The following is a 20,561-nucleotide window of genomic DNA, read 5'->3' as shown; positions in this document are numbered from 1 at the left end:
AGCCCGTACAGGTCACCAGCAGCTGGACACGCCAGTCGTCGTCGAACAGGGGGAGCACGTCGAGCAGCCGGGTCGCGGCGGTCACGTTGTGTACAACGACGAGCACGCGCAGGCACTTGCCCCGGGTCGTCCACCGTGCCGCATCGTCCCCCACCGGCACCCGCACCCATCCGGCCCGCCCGTACGCCATCCGTCCGCACGCCCCTTCATCCAGTCCAGCTCAGCCATGACAGTCAACCAGCGCGACCACCGGACCGACCACGGGGCATACCCGATTGGGGCAGACCAGGACGGGCTCCTTTATGCGGCACCCCTCACGCAGCCATCGCAACCGCAACCTTGCTCAGTGGTGAGTCGTCGCGCGATCGAGGCGGGTTCCGGTCGGCGAAGACGACAACCCGCAGCAGCGCGAAGCGTGCGACACCCGCCAGAGCGGATGCCGACAGATAGACCGTCTGCTCGACGAGGGCCGAGGGCTCGGGTCGTACGGCGTGCAGGCAGAGCAGCGCGCCGGTCGTGAACGCATAGCTCACCGCGACCGTCACCCCGGACTGAAGATGGACCCCCCACCCCTTCCGCTCACTCCGGAAGGAGACCCGCCGGTGCAGCTCGGTCGCGATGACCGTGGAAACGACGGCGACCAGCGCGTTGGCAACAACCATCGGTATCCGCTCGCTGAGCAGGACGAGCGCCCCGCTCGACATCAGCCCGACACCACCACCGCACACGACGAACCGCACGAAGGCCGCGACGAGCGGGTGAGAGATGCGCGTCTGCCGACGCGATGGGGCGGTCACTGGTGGGCCTCCGTGGGCTGTGGCGTGGAGTGGCGTGTCGATTCCACCGCAGAACCTACGGAGCCGGCGTCGCCCGGGCGACTGGATTAACCCCCGACATCCCATGGGTGACAACCCCGAGAGAACCCTGGTTCCGACGCCCTGACGCCCTGACGCCCTGACGCCCTGACGCCCTGACGCCCTGACGCCCTGACGCCCTGGCACCCCGGCACCCTCTGGCACCCCGGAACCCCGATTCGGAGCCCGCGGTCCTGATGCCCGGGTGCGGTCCCTTGGATCTTTCGGTTCACGCTTCGTCGCGGTGGGTGAGGCGGCCGTCGGTGAGTCGCCAGTAGTGCTGGTGAGGGGTCAGTTGCCAGGTCTCGTTGGCAGCGATCGCCTGCGTGATCCACTCGTGGAGTTGTGGGAGGGCCTGCGCCCGTAGAACAGCGCGGATGGCAGCACGCTCGGTGGCATCAACCGGGTGGACGTCTATACAGACGCCCACCATGTCGGGGTGGATGCCGCGGCCGTAGTTGAAGGGGTGCGGAGCGACCCATTCAGCGCCCAGAACGATGGTCCCGCTGTCATGTCCGGTGAGAAACCGCAGGTCTGTGACGCGGGCCATGTAGGTGCCGAGACACTCGTTGATGTCGGTGGTGGTCAGTGGCCAGGCACGGTGCCTGGGCAGTCTTCGATTTCGTGCGGACATGGAAAGGAGAATCGCAGGAGATTGCTGCCGGTGCTCAGGGGATCTCTGTTCGGCGGCGGTTCAAGGACCTCATCCTCGCCGAGTGCGACCGCACGACCGTGTGGCCGCCGGGCTTACCCTGGAAAACCCCTGGTCAATGGTGAGAACTACACCTCCACCCTCATCTCGCCCCACCGCACCCGCCCGGAGTACGCCATGCCCCCGTCCGTCGATGAAGAGGACACCCGCAAAGTCCAGACGGCAGTATCCGGTTCTCCCGGGGCGGACTCGCCGGTCTATCTGCCGATGGACGTGGTGGAGTACGACACGTTCATCCGCCTCCATCCGCAGAAGGATTTCTACTGCGGCAGGCTTCTCGGCGGCTGCGGCAAGAAGCTGACCGCGCGCAAGTACCGCGACAAGAAGTGCCACTTCGCCCACATCGCCTCAGGGCACTGTCGACGAAGCGCGACGAACGAGGCCAGCGCGGATCACCTCTACATGGGGCGCGCTCTCGTCACTTGGCTGAAGCAGCAGAAGTGCAAAGGTGTTCAGCCCCGCTACAAGCAGAAGGGCCAATTGCTGCGCGAGCGGGTCGATGTGTTGTACACCCTTGGCCGGCAACCACGGCTGCTCCGCGTTCAGCTCGCCGCCAAGTCCAAGGCGTTGTGGGAGGCGGACGACTCTCGCCTCCGCAGCGAATGGGCAGGCATCGAGTGGCTCTTCGGTCCGGACAGCATGCTGGCCAACTGGCAGGTGGACCGGCAGGGTCACGCCCTTCGCATCCGATGCCGAGCGTCCGGAGCCACGCGCATCGTGGAGATCGGAACCCAATATCCCGACACCCCGGTCGAATGGGTTCCCCTTTCCGCCTGCCGCATGACCTCGTTCGGCATCCAGACTCCGGGCCTCGCTCTCACCCCCGGTGGCCTCGTCCAGCGCGGCAAGGAACCTCGAAGTTCCGCTGCCCCGCGCGGGAAGGCCGACGCCCGCATGCCAACCGATCCGCTGATAGTCGAGACAGCGCAGGCAGCACCCACGGAATCCGCAGGCAGGAGAGGACCGGGAAGCGACCTGCTTCCTGAGACCGCCCGGGATGGCAGCCGGGACGGAGAATCGCTCTCGGCGTCCAGCCGACGGCTCCGCGCTCGCACGGTCTTCGGTGATGGGGCTGAGGCGGCCCCCCGCCCAGTCGTGGAACAGGCACCGGTCCTCGCCGCTCCGCAAACCACGGCCGTCACGCCTGCGCAACTGCTTTCCCGGGACGACGAGCGGGCCGGCAGGCGGTTGGTGCGACTCCTTGACCACCTCGATCTCGTGGGCGACATCCTCCACCTGGATCAGCTCCAGTCGGTGCTCCGCGAGGCCGGGGCCTGTGTGTCGGCGATGTGGAGCCCACCGGCCTGTGACCTCACATCACGTATAGCCGCGTGGCGGGCTCATGCGAATCTGCTCATCGCGCGGCCGAGCTTCCGCGAGATCCAGGCGTGTGCCGACCTGATCAGACCTGCCTTGCGCATGGCAGCACGGGTTTCCCGACCGCTCACATGGATGGATCTCGGCAGTCGGCTCGATGACCGTCTGCCCGGTCTCCACCCGGACGACAAGGTGTCCGTCCTGGTCGAGACAGACCGCATGACCCCGCGCAGCAGGCCGCTTCTCTCGGCTCTTGTCGCGGCCCGGGAGAATCGTGTCCACCCTCTGTACGCCCAGGTCTTGGACCACTTGGATCGCCCGGTGCCGTCTGAGCATGCGGCCCAGGCCCGATGGCTCGTTGATGTACGCAGCCACCGAGCCTCCGAGAGCGGCGACTTTCTGGTGACGCGCGTCTGATCCGTGCTTCGTCGCTCCGACGAGCCGTGCCCGGGGCCCTCTTCACGCTCATCGCGGCGCCTTCGGGCAGGCGGTCGATGAATCCGGCGATGTATCCCTCGCGAGCGGGCAGCAGCGTGAAGTCATCGGCGCGGGGCGGCCGCTCGTCCGGTACGGACCGCTTGCCGTATCCGGGCTTGGCCATCGGGTACGGAGGCGAGGATGCGGGCGCGGGCAGGGCGGCGCTAAGGTTCTCGGTAGCCACGAGATCGCTCTTTTCGATCTTGGGGTGAGACCCCGGCATGGTGCTCGTAACACCGCGTCGGGGTCGTTTTGTTGTGTCGGCACCGTAAGCAGGTGCGACTGCGCGTCGCAAGCCGGTCACGATTAGTCGTACTTGCTTGCCGTTACGGGTCGGGGAGGTCAGGGGGGTTTCCCACCCCCCTATGACCCGCTGGTCAAAGAAGGCGCTCGGATCCCGGCGCCCGGGTCTCGCTGCTCGTGTCCCGGCGCCCGGATCCCGAAGCTCAGGACTCGGCCGAAGACCCTGGCACGTACCCACGAAAGAGTGAGGAGGGCGCTGCGGCAGCTCGGGTTCCGACACCCGAGTTTCGAGACCCGGCACATGGGGGCACGACACACCCCTCCGCCCCGCACCTATGGCTGCCCACCCCATGGGAAGGTCCCCCGCACCGTCCTACCGTGACGGACTCGAACCACCGAGTCCACCCCCCGACGGGAGAGCCGCAATGCGCAGAGCAACGAGCACCCTGCTCGGCCTGCTTCTCACACTGCTGAGCCTCGGAGCAGCCACCACACAGGCCCATGCCGCCCCACCCAGCTACCTCACCCTAGAAGCCACCTACACCACCGTCGCCAACGGCTGGGACCGCGTCGATCGCTACCTCGACACCACCAGCGGCTTCCATTCCGAGCAGTACCCCCCGGACGGCCGTGGCGACCAGGACGGTCAGCGACGCACCTTCTTCGGCGGCGTCAAGCAGCCCTACTCCGGCCGCTTCCTCCTCTACTCCGCCCCCGGCTGGAACAGCGGAAGTCACCAGACCCCCGTCCTCCTCGTCCACGGCGCCAACGACAACGCCGACCGCGCCTGGGCCAACCCCGGCGAATCCGGTGGCTACGGCTGCGGGTCCATGTCCTGCCCCAGCACCGGACTCATGCAGTACCTCGCCGCTCGCGGCTACCGCGTCTTCGCCGTCAACTTCGCCCACAAACAGGGCGACAACCTGATGCAGGCCCAGCAGGTCGGCGACGCCATCGCCGTCATCAAGGACCGGCTCGGCGTCAGCCAGGTGGACCTCGTCGGCTGGAGCAAGGGGGAGATGTCCACCCGAGCCTATGTCTCCTCACTGCGGCCCACCTGGGGACGCCCCTATGCCGGAGACGTACGCCGCCTCATCACCCTCGGTGGCCCCAACGGCGGCTACGACTACCCCTATGCCCACGGCTGGGCCCATGACTTCAGCATCTGGCCCCAGTGCGGCGGCAGCGTCAACGCCCCGTCGCCCCACCTCTACATGACCTGCTACGGCACCTACACCGCCCATCCCGAATTCGCCTTCGCCCCCACCAGCGGCTACGACGTCTATCCCGGACAGCGCCAGATGCTCGCCCGCTGGGACGCCACGTACGGCATCGACATGACCCAACAGGACTGGTACACCACCTACCACGGTGGCCAGGGCTTCTATACCTCCGGCAGTGGAATCCAGACCGCGATCGACGCCGGCTCCCTGATCGCCCCCCTCCACAAGGCAGGCATCCCCGGCTCCGTCGCCACCTACCTCCTCGCCGGCGGATCCCCCAGCGTCCTCGGCATCTACAACGAGAACCGCGGCCCCAGCGACGGCGTGGTCTTCGTCGACAGTGCCCTCGACCGCACCGGCATCGCCAACGTTGCCGGAACCGCCCTCATCTCCACCGCCAACCACCTCCAACTCGGCTGGCACTCCTCCGCCGGCGCCCAGATCGCCGCCTGGCTCGGCTGACCCTGCCACTCCCAAGGACGGACCATGACCTCGCCCGCACTCCTCCCCGGCATCCACGCTCGACGGATCACCACTCCCCGGCTCACCCTCAACCTCCTTGAACTCCCCGACCGGACCGGCGAACCCGTCCTCTTCGTCCACGGCAACGTCTCCGCCGCCACCTTCTGGCAACAGACCATGCTCGACCTGCCGCACCCCTACCGCCCCCTCGCCGTCGACCTCCGCGGCTTCGGCGACACCGACGCCCTCCCCATCGACGCCACCCGCGGCGTCCGGGACTTCAGCGACGACCTCACCGCCCTTTGTGATGCCCTCGCCCTCGACCGCGTCCACCTCGTCGGCTGGAGCATGGGCGGCGGCATCGCCCTCCAACACCTCCGCGATCACCCCACCGCCGTCCGTAGCCTCACCCTCGTCAACCCCGTCTCCCCCTACGGCTTCGGCGGCACCCATGGCGCCGACGGCCGACTCAACCACCCCGACGGCGCGGGCTCCGGCGCAGGCACCGTCAACCCCGAATTCGTCCAGCGACTCAAAGAGGGCGACCGCAGCGAGGACTCACCGCTCTCCCCCCGCGCCGTCCTCGCCTCCAGCTACGTCAGACCGCCGCTCCGTCCCGCACTCGAGGACACCTTCGTCGACGCCATGCTCTCCACCCGCACCGGTGACGACCATTACCCCGGCGACACCTGTCCAAGCGACCACTGGCCCGGCACCGCCCCCGGCCTCCGAGGTGTCCTCAACGCCATGGCCCCCACCCGCTTCCGTATCGACGACCTGCACCGGATCGACCCCAAACCGCCCATCGGCTGGATCCGAGGCACCGACGACCTCATAGTCTCCGACACCTCGCTCTTCGACCTCGCCCACCTCGGTGCACTCGGCGCCGTCCCCGGCTGGCCCGGCGCCGAACACTGCCCCGCCCAGCCCATGGTCGCCCAGACCCGCCACGCACTCGATCACTACGCCGCCGCGGGCGGCCCCGTACGCGAAACCGCCATCCCCGACGCCGGCCACGCCGTTCACATCGACAAACCCAAGGAGTTCACCGCCGCTCTCCTCGACACCCTCACCGCGGGCCGGTGAAGGGGCCGGGCTGTCCCCCGTGAGGACCTGTGTCGACGTCGAGGTTGTCCAGAGCGATCCCTGCGTCAAGGGCTCTTGCGCCAAATCGGCGTCAAGGAGTGACTCGCGGGCGCTGTCGCCGGCCCACGCGTGATACATCGTGCCGCAGACCGATCTACGGTGCGGTCGCCCGAGGATTACAGGACGGGGACACGCGGCAGGGGCCGTCCGTGAACGGCCCCTGACACGGTTCCTGCCGGCCGGCAGGACTCGCTACTTCTGCAGCTCCACCGTGAAGCCGTGTCCCGTGGAGACGGACGGCGTCTTGATCTCCGTGATCCCGGTCGCGGGGTCGGTGAACCAGCCGGTCTTGGCTGCGGCGAACTCCGTCGCCGAGTTCAGCCGGTGCAGACGGCTGTGGTCCATGACGACCTGCGACGGGGCGTTATTGCCGTGCACGGTGACATGGTACGAGCGGGCTGACGGCTTGCCCTCGTAACTGCCCACGCTCGCACCGATCTTGACGGTGGTGCGGCCGGCCTTGCCGTGCGTGGGTGCCTGGACCTGTACGTGCTGCGTGGCCGAGGCGCCTTCGGTGAACTTCCTCGTCACGCCGTCGTCCTCGTAGAGCGTGTAGTCCGTGGTGCCCTGCGGATAGATGTCGTAGTCGAGTTGGCTCTTGTCCCGTGATTCCCAGGACACGGTGCCCTTGGGCCACATCGGCACGATCGATCCGCCCTTGACGAACAGCGGCAGGGTGTCGAGCGGCGCCTTGTAACCGTTGACCGTGGTCGGGCCCTGGTAGGTCTTGCCCGTCCAGTAGTCGGTCCAGGTGCCCTTCGGCAGGTAGATGCCGTCACGGACGTCCGTGTCGCTGTACACCGGTGCGACCAGGAAGTCCGGTCCGGCCAGGAACTCGTACTTCGCGTTCGGCCCCAGTGCCGCCGGGTCGTCGGGGTACTCCAGCGAGAGCGGCCGGACCGGACCGACGCCGGTCTTCGTGGCGTCCTTCGACAGGGTGTACATGTACGGCAGCAGCCGCTCCTTCAGCTGAAGGTACTTGCGATTGATGGAGGTGTACGGCTCGCCGTCCAGCCACGGCTGCTGGTCGTGCGGCTTCTTGGTGGTGATGTCGCTCGCCCAGCCGTCCATGGTCATGATGGCCGGGAGGAATGCCTTCCACTGCAGGTCACGGGTGTACATCTCGGGGTCGTGCCGGTAGATGCTGCCGACGTCACCCGTGTTGTACGCGATGCCGGACATGGTCGCCCCGGCGTATGTCGGTATCTGCCAGCGGATGTAGTCCCAGGACAGGCTCTGGTCACCGCTCCACAGCACACCGCAGCGCTGTGCGCCGGCCCAGGAGACGGGCAGCCAGACGAAACCGCGGGCGTCGCTGTTGTCCTCGATGCCGGCCTTGGCCTGGTCGCAGGCGTCCAGGGCGAAACCGTAGCCGCCGCCGACCCAGGCGACATCCAGCTTGCGGACGCGGACGCCGGCCTTGGCCTCCTCGGCCTGGTCGGGCAGACCGTTCTGCGTCCAGAGGCCGAGCTGGGCATGGTTCTTGTTGAGGCCCACACCTGTCTGGGAGAGGTTCTCGTAACCGCAGCCGTAGCCGTCGTTGACGAGCATCCAGCCGAGCGGCATGCCGTTCTGTACGTAGCTGTCGGAGACCTTCAGCGCGTCCAGGGTGTGGCGCTCGCCCCGGTTGGCGTTGTGGAGGTAGCAGTCGGCGGAGCCGGGCTCGAGCCCGTACACCGGCGGCATGAACGGCTTGCCCACCAGGGAGGTGTACTTGCCGATGACCGACTTGGTGTCACCGGTGAAATAGTAGGCGTCCAGCCGCCGTTCCTGCTGGCCGGTCCGTACCGGTGAGTTGAAGTCGTAGATGCCGGGGGTCATCGTGTTACGGAAGACGCCGTAGCCGGCGGTGGAGATGTAGAACGGCTGGGAGTTGTTGTAACCGCCCTCGTTCCAGTTGGTGTTGTTGCCGACGTTCATCATCTGATCGCGGTGCGAGAAGCTGCCGTTCTGCTCACCACCGCCGAAGAACTGTTCATCGGCGCCGCGCTTCAGGCTCTGCCGCATGCCGCCGCCGGTCCAGCGCAGCGGGTCGGCCTCCTGCCAGATGACCGTGCGGTTGTCGGCCTTGTAGAGGCCGAAACGCAGCGGCTTCTTATAGACGCGCATCACCACGTCCTTGGAGCGGATGCCGTAATAGGTCCCCGCGTCGAAGGATTTGGTGTGCCGTTGGGCCGTGGGCTGCTGCCGGATCATGTGGCTGTCCTTCGGATCGGCGAGGACGCCGTCCGGGGATGCCTGCAGCCGCAGTGTGTCGTCGGTGAAGAACTCGGCGCGGGCCTTGAGCGCACCGGCCTCGATCTCGTACGTACCGTGCGAGCCGCTGAAACCGGTGAGGTCTCCGGCGTCGGTGGCCTCGGGGAGGTACGCCCTTCCGCTGAAGGAATTGTTGTGCACGTCGTAGGGGACCACGACCACGTGGTATGTGCCGGAGGCCTTCGGGATGACCGCGGACTCGGGGTCGGCTGTGCCCGCGCTGGACGCCACCTGCTTATTGGCCGAGTCATAGATGTACATGTCGAAGTCGTCGGTGGGCGTCTCCCATTGGATGGAGACGGGGACGCCGCCCTCGGGATTGTCGTCCCACTGGCCCGCGGGTGGGTTCACGGTCAGATCGAAGCGGGCGCAGACGGCGTTGTCCGGGTCGTCGGCGGCCGTACCGCACTTGGAAGGTGAGTCGACGGTGCCCTTGGCGTAGACCGGGCTCTGCCAGCTCACATTCTTCGTGGTGCTGTCGAGGGTGCCCGACGGGGTTGCCGCGGCCTGTGCCTGCGTGGCTGGGACGGTCAGCGCGGTGAGCGCGAGGACGATCACCGACAGCGAGCCGACCGCCGCCTGGCTGGGACGGTTCTGAAGGATCCGCAAGGAGTGTTCTCCGTTCGTACCGAACAGCGAAGTAGGCGATGTCTGCGCAGACATGCTTGGAACATTGGAGATTCGCGCATCAGAATTCACCGTACGGCCGGTGCATGTCAACGTTCCGGCTCAGTGCTTCGCGTCGGTACGTCATGTCCGGGCTTCGTACCGACGCTCCGGCCCTGCGGGCTCGTGCGCCGGATGGGAGTCGATTCAGTCGATTCCTGGCTCGTGACGCGCATCGAAGAGACGCCGAGGGCCGCCCGAACCGTCCGGGCGGCCCTCCTGCCTGTCCGGAGGATCAGGGGCGGACAGGCCACCGTGGCCGCGCCCGCCGGGCCGGTCACGCACCGGCCCGCCGACTGCCGTTCGGCGGATCGCCACCGTGTCCACACCGCGTCGGTCTTTCGCCACCCCGGCGGACTCTGGAACACTCCAGTCGCTTTCGCCCCCACACCTCCTCACCCCACAGAGGTCCTGACCCATGGCTGAACTCGACCGTCGCCGTTTCATGCAACTCGCCGGAGGCGCAGCCGCCTTCAGCATGCTGTCGAACAGCATCGCCCGCGCTGCCTCCCTCCCGGCGAAGGGTGTCACAGGCACCCTTGAGGATGTCGAGCACATCGTCGTGCTGATGCAGGAGAACCGCTCGTTCGACCACTACTTCGGCACGCTCAAGGGTGTACGCGGCTTCGGTGACCCACGTCCGGTGACCTTGCCCAGCGGCAAACCGGTGTGGCACCAGGCCTCCGGCACCAAGGAGGTGCTGCCGTTCCGGCCGACGGCCGACAACCTCGGACTCCAGTTCATCCAGGACCTCAACCACGACTGGGCGGGCGGCCACCGGGCGTTCAGCATGGGTGCGTACGACCAGTGGGTGCCCGCCAAGTCGGCGACGACGATGGCCTACCTCACCCGCGAGGACATACCGTTCCACTACGCCCTCGCCGACGCGTTCACCGTCTGCGACGCGTACCACTGCTCCTTCATCGGCTCGACGGACCCGAACCGCTACTACATGTGGACGGGATACACCGGAAACGACGGCACCGGCGGCGGCCCCGTGCTCGGGAACGACGAGGCGGGGTACGGGTGGACGACGTACCCCGAACGGCTGGAGAAGGCCGGGGTGTCCTGGAAGATCTATCAGGACATCGGCGACGGGCTCGACGCCGCAGGGTCCTGGGGGTGGATCAGCGACGCGTACCGCGGGAACTACGGTGACAACTCGCTGCTCTACTTCAACAATTACCGCAATGCCAAGCCCGGCGATCCGCTCTACGAAAAGGCTCGCACCGGCACTGACGCCAAGAAGGGCGACGGGCTCTTCGACAGGCTCAAGGCCGATGTGAAGGCCGGTGCCCTGCCGAAGATCTCCTGGATCGCCGCCCCGGAAGCCTTCACCGAGCACCCCAACTGGCCCGCGAACTACGGTGCCTGGTACATCGCGCAGGTGCTGGACGCGCTGACGTCCAACCCGGAGGTGTGGGGCAGGACCGCCCTGTTCATCACGTACGACGAGAACGACGGCTTCTTCGACCACATCGTGCCGCCGTACCCGCCGTCCGGGGCCGCGCAGGGGCTGTCCACCGTGGCGGCCTCCGCCGACCTTTTTGCGGGCAACGGGGGTTACGCCGCGGGCCCGTACGGTCTGGGGCAGCGCGTGCCGATGCTGGTCGTCTCGCCGTGGAGCACTGGAGGGTTCTCCTGCTCCGAGGTCTTCGACCACACCTCGATCATCCGGTTCATGGAACGTCGCTTCGGGGTGAAGGAACCCAACATCTCGCCCTGGCGGCGCGCCATCTGCGGCGACCTCACCTCCGCGTTCGACTTCCGCCGTACGGACACCGCCCCCGTCGCCCTGCCCTCCACCGCCGGGTACCTGCCGCCGGACCGCAACCGGCATCCCGACTACGTGCCCGTGCCGCCCGCTGTCGGCAGCGTTCCCACACAGGAACCGGGTTCCCGGCCTACCCGGCCGCTGCCGTACGCGCCGTTCGTGGACGGCTCGGCGAATCCGGCGACCGGAAAGTACGGCCTCACCTTCAGCGGTGGTGCTGCGGCCGGAGCGCAGTTCCTGGTCACGTCCGCAAACCGTACCGACGGACCGTGGACGTACACCACCGAGGCCGGCAAGTCGCTCTCCGACACCTGGAACACGGCCTACTCGAAGGGGGTGACCAGCCTCAGCGTGTACGGGCCGAACGGTTTTCTGCGTACCTTCAAGGGGCCCGGCAAGGCGGCAGGGCCCGAGGTGACCGCCCGCCACAACGCCATCAATGGGAATCTCGACCTGACGATGACTCATACGGGGTCCGGAGACGTTCATTTGACGGTGAGGGACGCATACGGTGACTCTGTCCAGACGTTCACGGTGCGCGCGGGTGCGACCGTGAACCACTCGGTGGATCTGCGGGGGAGCAGCCGCTGGTACGACATCTCGGTGGTCTCCGACACGGACACCACGTTCCTGCGCCGCTTTGCCGGACACGTCGAGACGGGCGAGGCGGGTACGAGCGATCCGGCCCTGATGGCAGGCTGACCGTGGGGGGCGGGGGAAGGTGTTCATGCCCCCGCCCCCTTGGCCGGTCCGGGCGTCTGACCACCCGTCGGCCCGACGGGCGGGTTCAGGTCGGAATCATCTGCGCATGTCACCCGCGGCCGGACGGCCCGGTGGCCGGTGAGCCCGACATCGCCAGTGTGACCGTTATGCCCCGATCTTCGCGACAGATCGGACAAGTCGGTTCGATATATCTGGCGACGGGATGGAGCCCGGGGCCTCGTGACTGCGGGGCGGTAGTGCTACGCCGTCTCGGCCGAGCCGTCCTGCACCGTACGACCGCAGCCTACGGGGCGAGGGTGCGGGAGACCGCGGCGTCCACCCCACCCCGTACGCCGCTACCGCGCCCGGACCGTCGCCATCACTTCGCGGTGCGGCTGCAGCGTCAGCGTCGGTACAGGGTTGACGGTGCCCGGGTCCACCTCCAGTTCGAAACGGCGTGCCAGCACGGCCAGGATCAGCACCGCCTCGACCATCGCGAACCGTGTGCCCAGGCAGACCCGGGGGCCGCCGCCGAACGGGAACCAGGCGTACTCCGCGATGTCGTCGCCCTCCTGTGGATCCCAGCGCTCGGGACGGAATTCCTCCGGCTCGGGAAACCACCGCTCGTCGCGGTGCGTCGCCCACTGACTGGTCCACACCCGGGTGCCCTCCGGCATCGGCACACCGCCGATCCGCGCACCCTCCTTGGCGACGCCGGTGACGAGCCAGATCGTCGGGTAGAGGCGCAGGGTCTCCTTGACCACCGACTGGGTGTACGTCAGCCGGGCATAGTCGTCGAACTCCGGCTCACGGTCGCCGAGTACCCGGTCCAGTTCCTCGGTGAGCGCGGCGCGTGTCCGCGGATTGCGGGACAGCAGATACCAGGCCCACACCAGAGTGGAGCTGGTCGTTTCGTGCCCACCGATGTACAGGGTGACCGTCTCGTCGCGTATCTCCTGGTCCGTGAGGTGCGCACCCGTCTCGTCGACCGCGGTCAGCAGCCGGCTCAGCAGATCGGGGCGATCGTCCCCGCCGTCGCGGTGACGCGCGACGACCCGGCCCACCTCGGCGTCGATGACCGCGGCGGCCTTCCTGATCCTGGCCCGGCCCGGTGTCGGCACCCAGTCCGGCAACAGCGCGCCGATACCGGCGAACTCTTTGCCGATCTCCCGCTGCGCCACATCCATCGCCCGGCCCATCGCATCGGCGTCGGCCGGGGTGTCGACGCCGAAGATCGTACGGACCGCGATCTTCTGCGTCAGTGCCGCCATCTCGCGCTTGATGTCGATGCGTTCACCGCCGGACCAGGTGTCCGCCAACTCCACCGTGCTGCTCGCCATCGTCGCCGCGTACGACCGCACCTGCTTGGGGCGTACGGAAGGCTGCACCAGTGACCGCTTCCGCCGCCAGTCCGTACCGCGGGCGACCACAACGCCGTTTCCCAACACGGTCCGGAAGGCGACACCGAGTGCGGGCTGGTCGAAGGTGCGTTCCGTTTCGGTGAGCAGCTCGCCTATGCACTCCGGATCGGCTATGTACACGCACGGGTTGGGGCCGAATCGCCAGCCGACCATGTCGCCGTGACCGCGCAGTCGCTCGAAGAAGGCGAGGGGATTCTTTCCGAACTGGGGCAGGTTCCCGAGAAACGGCAGCCCCTTCGGGCCCGGCACGATCGTGTGGCCTCGCGGCTCGGCATCGACGGCCGGGCCGGTCTCCGTGGACATGAAAGTCTCCGCTCCCTTGTGGCGCATCCGACTGGATGCGCAGCGACCTGACTTCAGCAGTACCGCACGGCATGGAAGGTGTCATCGGCCTTGTGCGGTACGTGAGTTGTCGAGGGTAGCGGCCGCCGTGCCGAGAAGGTACGGGCGGCTGGGCGGTCGGCGGGATGTGTCCGCCGTCGCCGGACGGGCCCAGGGCCTGGGCCCGTCCGGCGGTGCGGTCCGGTGGGCTCGTGGTCCGGAGCCCGTTGCGCGATGTGCGCGTCAGACGCCCGGCGGTACCCGGGACGGGCGGCCGTTGCCGCGGGTGAGGGAGTAGCCGAAGACGGCCGCGAGCGCCCCCAGTACTCCGCCGCCGACCGTCCACAGCCAGCGGTCGGTCCACCAGCCGGAGGCCCAGCCGTCCTCGGGCTCACTGCCGCGCGACACCGTGGACGGCGAGCCGTCGCCACTGGCGGCCGAGCCGTTCGAGATCTGCTCGACGGAGGACCCGCCGGGGACCAGCGGCTCGGCGAGCGTGCCGTCCACATCCCCGGCGCCGCCCTTGTCGGCTGCCGTGACCTCGACCTCGGTCTGCACCGGAAGACCGAGGTCCGCCGAGGGCAGGTCGACGACCGTGAGACGTACGTAGTAGCTGCCCGGCAGCGGGTCGTTGGCCCACGGCTCGGACCAGGCGCGGACGGTCCGCAGCACGCAGGTCAGCTCGACGGTCGACGCGTCGGCCGCCGCCTTCCCGGTCTGGCGGCCGTACATGCAGGCCTGGCGGCGCCGCAGCCCGTCGTACACATCGACCTGCCAGGTCGACGCGCCGTGCCGGGTGGCGCTCTCCGGCAGGGTGATCTTCGCCTTGACGGTGGCCCGCTGGCCCGCGTCGGCGGGGAACACCCAGTACAGGTAGTCACCCGTGGACGCCCCTGCGGTGGCGTGCTGGTTCTGCTGGACCGCAGTGGCCGTACGGAAGGTGGTGCCGGCCTCGGTGGGGCCGGACCCGCCGTCCGAGGCGCTCGGGCTCGGGCTCGCCGACGGGTCGTCGGCCGCGGCGGCGCCCGCCGAGGTCAGCAGGGCGAGGCCGGTCAGCAGCGCACCCGCGAGTACACGTGTCGTACGCATCAGTTGGTCCTCCAGACGGCGATGCGCCAGCGCGAGATCCAGCCGGTCAGCAGACCCGCGACCAGTCCGGTGAGAACCAGTACGCCCAGCAGCCACCAGCCGCGGCCGAGACCGAACGCGGCGACATCGGCCGCGTCGTCCGGGGCGTCCACCAGGTCCACGGTCAGTTCGAGGGGCATGCCCGGCGTGGTCTTCACCGAGGCGGGGGCCGAGTAGGAGTTGCTCACCTGGAGGCACACGGTCTCGGCGGCGGGCTTGTCGCCGCTGTCCGTGTCGTCCTGCTCGGGCTTCGGGTAGCGCAGGCCGGAGGAGATCGCATCGGTGCGGCCGGTGCCCGACTCCGAACCCCGGACGATTTCCCGGCCGTGTACGGTCACCGCGCGCAGCAGCACGCCGTAGTCATTGTTCACGGCACGGTCCGCAAAGACGCTCACCGAGGCGCGCAGCTCCTGACCGGGCAGTACATCCACCCGGTACCAGCGGTGCTCGCCGAACTTCTCCCGGTCGGTGTACAGACCGGCCTTGAGCGGTGGCGCCGTGGAGCAGCGGTCCGCGCCCTCCGTCGCCACCGGCGTGACGACCGGCTCGGCGGCCCGGCCGACCAACTGCTTGACACGGCCGGAGAGTTCATCGGTGTGCTGGACGGCGGTGTAGGTGCCGCCGGTGGCCTCGGCGATACAGGTCAGCTGCTCGCGGATCTTCGCGTTCGGCACCAGGCCCAGTGTATCGATGACGAGGTGGATGCCACGGGCTGCAATGTCACGTGCCACCTCGCACGGGTCGAGCGGGCCGCAGGTGTCCTCGCCGTCGCTGATCAGCACGATCCGACGGGTGGAGTCGCCGCCTTCGAGGTCGTCGGCGGCGCCCAGCAGGGCCGGGCCGATCGGGGTCCAGCCGGTGGGGGCCAGGGTGGCGACGGCGGTCTTCGCCTCGGTGCGGTCCAGTGGGCCGACCGGGTAGAGCTGCTTGGTGTCCTTGCAGCCGACCTTCCGGTCATTGCCGGGGTAATTGGCGCCGAGCGTCCGGATGCCGAGCTCCACCTGCTCGGGCACGGCGTCCAGGACCTCGTTGAACGCCTGCTTCGCCGCGGCCATCCGGGACTGGCCGTCGATGTCACGGGTCCGCATGGAGCCACTGACGTCGAGCACCAGCTCGACCTTGGGGGAGGCTTTGGTGGGGGTTTCATCAGCTGCGGCGGGGAGCGCCGAACCGAGCCCGGCGGTCAGGGTGGCGAGCAGGATGCCCACCCCGACCGTCAGCCTTTTTCTTATGATCATCGCCGGATACTAGTGAAGATCGCTTCGCTTCCCCAAACCGGTCCGGAGACGGCCGGGGCGCCGTCGCCCGGGCCGGTCAAGGGGAAATGACAGCCAGTCAGTGCCCCTTGCGGGGTGTGTGGGCCGGCTCGGGTGTGCAGGGCTGCGCAGCGGTCAGGGTGTGCCGGGTGTACGGGTGTCAGGCCCTGCCCAGCAGAGGGCCCGCGGCCCGCTCCAGTGCCGACCCGACCCGCTCCCAGGTTGCCGAGTCCCGCTGGACGGCGGGCAGTTGGGTGTCCTCGCCGGTGTTCCAACCGGTGGCGATCGCGACCGGATCCTCGCCGGTTGCTGCGGCGGCGGCCAGTGCGGCCGCCCCCAGAGCCACCAGTTCTCCGCTCCCGGGCACGATCAGCGGCCGGCCGGAGAGCCGCCGTACCGTCTCCACCCAGGTGCCCCCCTGGGCGCCGCCACCGATCAGGCGCAGCGGCCGGGCGGCCACCTCGGGGTCGGCCGGGTCGAGGCCGCAGGCCCGCAGGAGTTCGTCGAGGGCACGCAGCACGGTGAAGACCGCGCCCTCGTAGGCGGCGCCCAGGAGTTGCTGCGGGGTGGTGTCGTGCCGCAGCCCGGTGAGCAGGCCGGAGGCGGTGGGCAGATCGGGGGTGCGTTCGCCGTCGAGGTAGGGGAGGAGCACTGCCTCGCCGCCGGGGGCCGCGTCGTCGCGCTCCAGGCCGAGCAGTGCGGCGACCTTGTCCACGGCGAGCGTGCAGTTGAGGGTGCAGGCCAGCGGGAGGTACGTACCGTCCGCCGCGGCGAAGCCGGAGAGTGCCGTCGACGTGGGCCGTGTCCGGGAGGCGGCGAAGACCGTTCCCGAGGTGCCGAGGCTGAGGACGGGGTGGTCCAGCAGTCCGGCGCCGCCCAGTCCGAGACCGACGGCGGCGCTCATGTTGTCCCCGGTGCCCGCGGCCACGGCGATTCCGTCCGGCAGGCCGAGCGCGGCGGCCGCTTCGGCGGTCAGCGAACCGATTCGGGTCGCGCCGGTCTCGGCCACCTCGGGCAGCAACGAGACGTCCAGACCGAGGAGTTCGAGGAGTTCGGGGTCGTACGCACCGGTCGCGGTGGAGTACCAGCCGGTGCCCGAGGCGTCACCGGGGTCGGTGACGGCGGTGTCTGCGAGGCGTTCGGTCAGGAAGTCGTGGGGGAGGCGTACGGCCGCGGCCGCGGCGGCGTTCTCCGGTTCGTTCTCCCGCAGCCACTGCCACTTCGTCGCGGTGATGGAGGCCACCGGCACGGATCCGGTCCGCGCGGTCCAGGCCTCGGCCCCGCCCAGTGCCGCGGTGAGGGCGGCGGCCTGCGGGGCGGAGCGGGTGTCGTTCCACAGCATCGCAGGGCGCAGTGGACGCCCCGTCCGGTCGAGGACGACCAGCCCGTGCTGCTGCCCGGCGACCGCGATACCGGTCACGGCGGAGGCGGCGACGCCGGACTCCTTCAGGCCGGCGGCGACGGCGTCGCACAGCGCCTGCCACCACACCTCCGGGTCGCTCTCGCGGGCACCCGCCTCGCCGGTGACGAGATGCGGTGCCCGACCGACGGCGAGCAGCCGGCCGGTTCCGGCGTCGACGAAGGCGGCTTTGGTGGACTGGGTGGAGCTGTCCACACCGATGACGACGGTACGCGGCGGCATGGGTGACCTCATTCCTGTGCTGCGGGGAGATGACTGCGGGGAGGCGGACGCAGCGAGATGGCTGCGGGGCACGCATCGCTTCGAGGCGTGGTTGCTGGGATGGAGCCACGGAAATTTGATCGTACGGAAAACAAATTACGCGATCGATCCCGCTGGGAACAGTGGTCTCTCCGGATTTCTGGCTATGGGGGGTTACGTGCCGGACGCACTCGGTGCATGATTAGTCATGACACTAAACAAATAGGGTTCGGCCACCTCGACCGGTCATGGAACCCGACAGCACTGAAGGCGGCCAGACGATGACGGAACGCTTCACGCCCACGCCCGACGACAAGTTCACCTTCGGACTGTGGACGGTGGGCTGGCAGGGGCGCGACCCCTTCGGCGATGCGACCCGCACGGCGATCGACCCGGTCGACTCCGTGCAGCGGCTCGCGGAGCTCGGTGCGTACGGTGTGACATTCCACGACGACGACCTGATCCCGTTCGGCTCGACGGACACCGAGCGCGAAGGGATCGTGAAGCGGTTCCGGCAGGCGCTGGACGCGGCCGGACTCGTCGTCCCCATGGCGACGACGAACCTCTTCACCCATCCGGTGTTCAAGGACGGCGCGTTCACCGCCAACGACCGGGACGTACGCCGCTACGCCCTGCGCAAGACGTTGCGCAACATCGACCTCGCCGTCGAGCTCGGCGCCACCACCTATGTGGCCTGGGGCGGCCGCGAGGGCTCCGAGTCCGGCGCCGCCAAGGACATCCGGGTCGCTCTCGACCGTATGAAGGAAGCCTTCGACCTGCTCGGCGACTACGTCACCGAGCAGGGGTACGACCTGAAGTTCGCCATCGAGCCCAAGCCGAACGAGCCGCGCGGCGACATCCTGCTGCCGACCATCGGTCACGCCCTCGCCTTCATCGAGCGTCTGGAGCGCCCGGAGCTGGTCGGCGTCAACCCGGAGACCGGGCACGAGCAGATGGCCGGGCTGAACTTCCCGCACGGCATCGCGCAGGCACTGTGGGCAGGCAAGCTCTTCCACATCGACCTGAACGGTCAGTCCGGCATCAAGTACGACCAGGACCTGCGCTTCGGCGCGGGTGACCTGCGCCAGGCGTTCTGGCTCGTCGACCTGCTGGAGACGGCCGGCTACCAGGGCCCGCGGCACTTCGACTTCAAGCCGCCGCGGACCGAGGACTACGACGGTGTCTGGGCCTCGGCCGCCGGCTGCATGCGCAACTACCTGATCCTCAAGGAGCGCGCCGCCGCCTTCCGCGCCGACCCCGCCGTGCGGGAGGCGCTGCGCGCGTCCCGGCTCGACGAGCTGGCCCGCCCCACCGCCGAGGACGGCGTGGCGGGGCTGCTGGCCGACCGGTCGGCGTTCGAGGAGTTCGACGTGAACGCGGCGGCGGAACGAGGCATGGCGTTCGAGGCCCTGGACCAGCTGGCGATGGACCACCTGCTCGGGGTCCGCTGAGCCCGGCCCGCAGCGACGCGGGGCCACGGGTGTGGGCCGGACACCAGACGTCCGGCCCACACCCTTTCGCGTGGAGCCGGCCGGCGGTCCGGTCTGTACCCGGTGGGACGGATCGGCCGGTTGGCCGGCCCGTGCCCGTGCCCGTGCGGGCGGATCAGCCGACTGCCCGGCCCGCACGCACAGGGGCGGATCAGCCGGTTTCCCGGCCGTCCGCGTACGCCACCGGGTCGGCCAGTACCCCCGTCATCACCAGCGCCGCAGCGCCCCGCGCCGCGTCACCCGCCACGGACGAGGCGCGCAGACGGCCGCTCCCGGGGGCCCAGAGCCCGGACACCACCCGGCCGGTCAGCTCCTCGTCGGCGGGCGGTGACAGCCATGGCATCAGGTTCCGGTATATCCCGCCGAGCACCACCGCGTCCGGGTCGAGCAGATTCACCGTCCCGGACAACACCCGCCCCAGCATCCGGCCGGCCTCCGTGACAGCGGCCACCGCCTGCTCGTCCCCGGCCAGGGCGCGCCGTTCCAGCTCGGCCACCCCGGAGCCGCTGCCGGAATCCTGGATCCCGGCGGCCCGCAACAGCGCCGCCTGTCCCGCGTACTGCTCCAGACAGCCGCGCGAGCCGCACCGGCACTGCGGTCCCTGCGCGTCCACCACCACATGCCCGATCTCCCCGGCGAACCCGTGCGCCCCGCGCAGGAGTTCACCGTCGATGACCAGGGCGCCACCGACGCCGATCTCGCCCGTCAGATACAGGAAACTGCGGACCGTGTCGAGTCCGCCGAACCAGAGCTCGGCGAGCGCCGCCAGATTGGCCTCGTTCTCCGAACTCACCGGCAGCGCCTCGCGACCGGGTTGCTCGGCGGCGAGCGAAGCGGCGAAGAGTTCCTCGGCCGGAACCTGATTCCAGCCCAGGTTGGGCGCCTGGCGCACCGCACCGCCGGAGACCAGACCGGGCAGGGCGAGCGCCACCCCGACCGGGAACAGTTCCTGCTCGCGCGCCGACTCCAGGGTGCGCGCCGCGATCCCGGCCGCCCGCGCCAGCACCTTTGCGGGCGGCGCGCCGCGGTTGTCGAGGTGCTCGGTGAGCCGTACCCGGCCGGTGCCCGCCAGATCGACGACACATACCGACACATAGTCGATGTTGACCTCCACACCGAGCCCGGCAGGCCCCGTGCGCGCCACTTTGAGCGCGGTCCCGGGGCGCCCCGCCTGCCCGCTGAAGGTCTTGCCGGACTCGGTGAGAAACCCGATGTCGATGAGTTGCTCGACGAGCGAGGACACCGCGGCCCGGGTCAGCCCCACCCGCGCGGCGACCCCGGCCCTGGTCGCCTCGCCCTCGTCACGGACGGCCCGCAGCACCAGACTGAGGTTGCTCCGGCGCACGGTGTCCTTGTCGGCCTTGGGCCCCAGCGGTGTGAGGTTGCTCTTCATGTTGGATCCGAGCCTATGCGATCCCTTGTGCAATCAGTCCTGTGAGCTGGTGAGCTTTTG

The 20,561-nt window shown here is 69.1% G+C and carries 13 protein-coding genes and 1 pseudogene; 5 read left to right on the top strand and 9 right to left on the bottom strand.

Features of this window, described 5'->3' with window-relative positions; translation table 11 throughout:
* Nucleotides 1-314: 314 nt before the first annotated feature.
* Nucleotides 315-797 (bottom strand): GtrA family protein, encoded by a 483-nt coding sequence (locus OG609_RS05305; RefSeq protein ID WP_327271710.1) that lies wholly within the window; start codon nt 795-797, stop codon nt 315-317.
* A gap of 286 nt (nt 798-1,083) precedes the next feature.
* Nucleotides 1,084-1,488: a hypothetical protein gene (locus OG609_RS05300; RefSeq protein ID WP_327271709.1), complete on the bottom strand. Its 405-nt coding sequence runs from the start codon at nt 1,486-1,488 to the stop codon at nt 1,084-1,086.
* A 195-nt stretch (nt 1,489-1,683) separates the two neighbouring features.
* On the opposite strand from OG609_RS05300, the gene OG609_RS05295 reads away from it, so the two are divergent.
* Entirely contained in the window at nt 1,684-3,300 is a 1,617-nt protein-coding gene (locus OG609_RS05295) for a competence protein CoiA family protein (protein ID WP_327271708.1), read from the top strand.
* A gap of 40 nt (nt 3,301-3,340) precedes the next feature.
* Here OG609_RS05295 and OG609_RS05290 read toward each other — a convergent pair.
* Nucleotides 3,341-3,544, bottom strand: a pseudogene (locus tag OG609_RS05290) (MarR family transcriptional regulator); the annotation flags it as partial.
* A 484-nt stretch (nt 3,545-4,028) separates the two neighbouring features.
* On the opposite strand from OG609_RS05290, the gene OG609_RS05285 reads away from it, so the two are divergent.
* Nucleotides 4,029-5,288 (top strand): esterase/lipase family protein, encoded by a 1,260-nt coding sequence (locus tag OG609_RS05285; protein ID WP_327271707.1) that lies wholly within the window; start codon nt 4,029-4,031, stop codon nt 5,286-5,288.
* A gap of 24 nt (nt 5,289-5,312) precedes the next feature.
* Nucleotides 5,313-6,374, top strand: coding sequence for an alpha/beta fold hydrolase (locus OG609_RS05280; RefSeq protein WP_327271706.1), 1,062 nt, complete (start codon nt 5,313-5,315; stop codon nt 6,372-6,374).
* 252 nt (nt 6,375-6,626) lie between these two features.
* On the opposite strand, the gene OG609_RS05275 is transcribed toward OG609_RS05280, so the two are convergent.
* On the bottom strand, nt 6,627-9,353 hold the full coding sequence (locus OG609_RS05275) for a glycoside hydrolase family 31 protein (RefSeq protein ID WP_327271705.1): 2,727 nt from the start codon (nt 9,351-9,353) through the stop codon (nt 6,627-6,629).
* Nucleotides 9,354-9,774: 421 nt separating this feature from the next.
* Between OG609_RS05275 and OG609_RS05270 the strand changes: the two genes are divergently transcribed.
* Nucleotides 9,775-11,832, top strand: coding sequence for a phosphocholine-specific phospholipase C (locus tag OG609_RS05270; RefSeq protein ID WP_327271704.1), 2,058 nt, complete (start codon nt 9,775-9,777; stop codon nt 11,830-11,832).
* Between the two features lie 356 nt (nt 11,833-12,188).
* On the opposite strand, the gene OG609_RS05265 is transcribed toward OG609_RS05270, so the two are convergent.
* The 4 genes from OG609_RS05265 to xylB form a co-directional block, all read right to left on the bottom strand.
* Nucleotides 12,189-13,556, bottom strand: coding sequence for a cytochrome P450 (locus OG609_RS05265; RefSeq protein WP_327271703.1), 1,368 nt, complete (start codon nt 13,554-13,556; stop codon nt 12,189-12,191).
* Nucleotides 13,557-13,817: 261 nt separating this feature from the next.
* Complete coding sequence (locus OG609_RS05260; RefSeq protein ID WP_327271702.1) at nt 13,818-14,663, bottom strand: hypothetical protein; 846 nt, start codon at nt 14,661-14,663, stop codon at nt 13,818-13,820.
* Entirely contained in the window at nt 14,663-15,940 is a 1,278-nt protein-coding gene (locus OG609_RS05255; protein WP_327271701.1) for a VWA domain-containing protein, read from the bottom strand. Before OG609_RS05255 ends, OG609_RS05260 begins: the two co-directional genes overlap by 1 nt.
* A 178-nt stretch (nt 15,941-16,118) precedes the next feature.
* A complete protein-coding gene (gene xylB, locus OG609_RS05250) occupies nt 16,119-17,600 on the bottom strand; it encodes a xylulokinase (RefSeq protein WP_327271700.1) in 1,482 nt (493 codons plus the stop codon).
* Nucleotides 17,601-17,899: 299 nt separating this feature from the next.
* Between xylB and xylA the strand changes: the two genes are divergently transcribed.
* A complete protein-coding gene (gene xylA, locus OG609_RS05245) occupies nt 17,900-19,069 on the top strand; it encodes a xylose isomerase (protein WP_327271699.1) in 1,170 nt (389 codons plus the stop codon).
* Between the two features lie 190 nt (nt 19,070-19,259).
* On the opposite strand, the gene OG609_RS05240 is transcribed toward xylA, so the two are convergent.
* A complete protein-coding gene (locus OG609_RS05240) occupies nt 19,260-20,501 on the bottom strand; it encodes an ROK family protein (RefSeq protein WP_327271698.1) in 1,242 nt (413 codons plus the stop codon).
* Between the last annotated feature and the right edge of the window lie 60 nt (nt 20,502-20,561).

This window comes from Streptomyces sp. NBC_01224 (assembly GCF_036002945.1).
GTDB lineage: Bacteria > Actinomycetota > Actinomycetes > Streptomycetales > Streptomycetaceae > Streptomyces.
The sequence above is the reverse complement of the archived record's forward strand: the minus strand, read 5'-3'. Positions and strand labels throughout refer to the sequence as shown.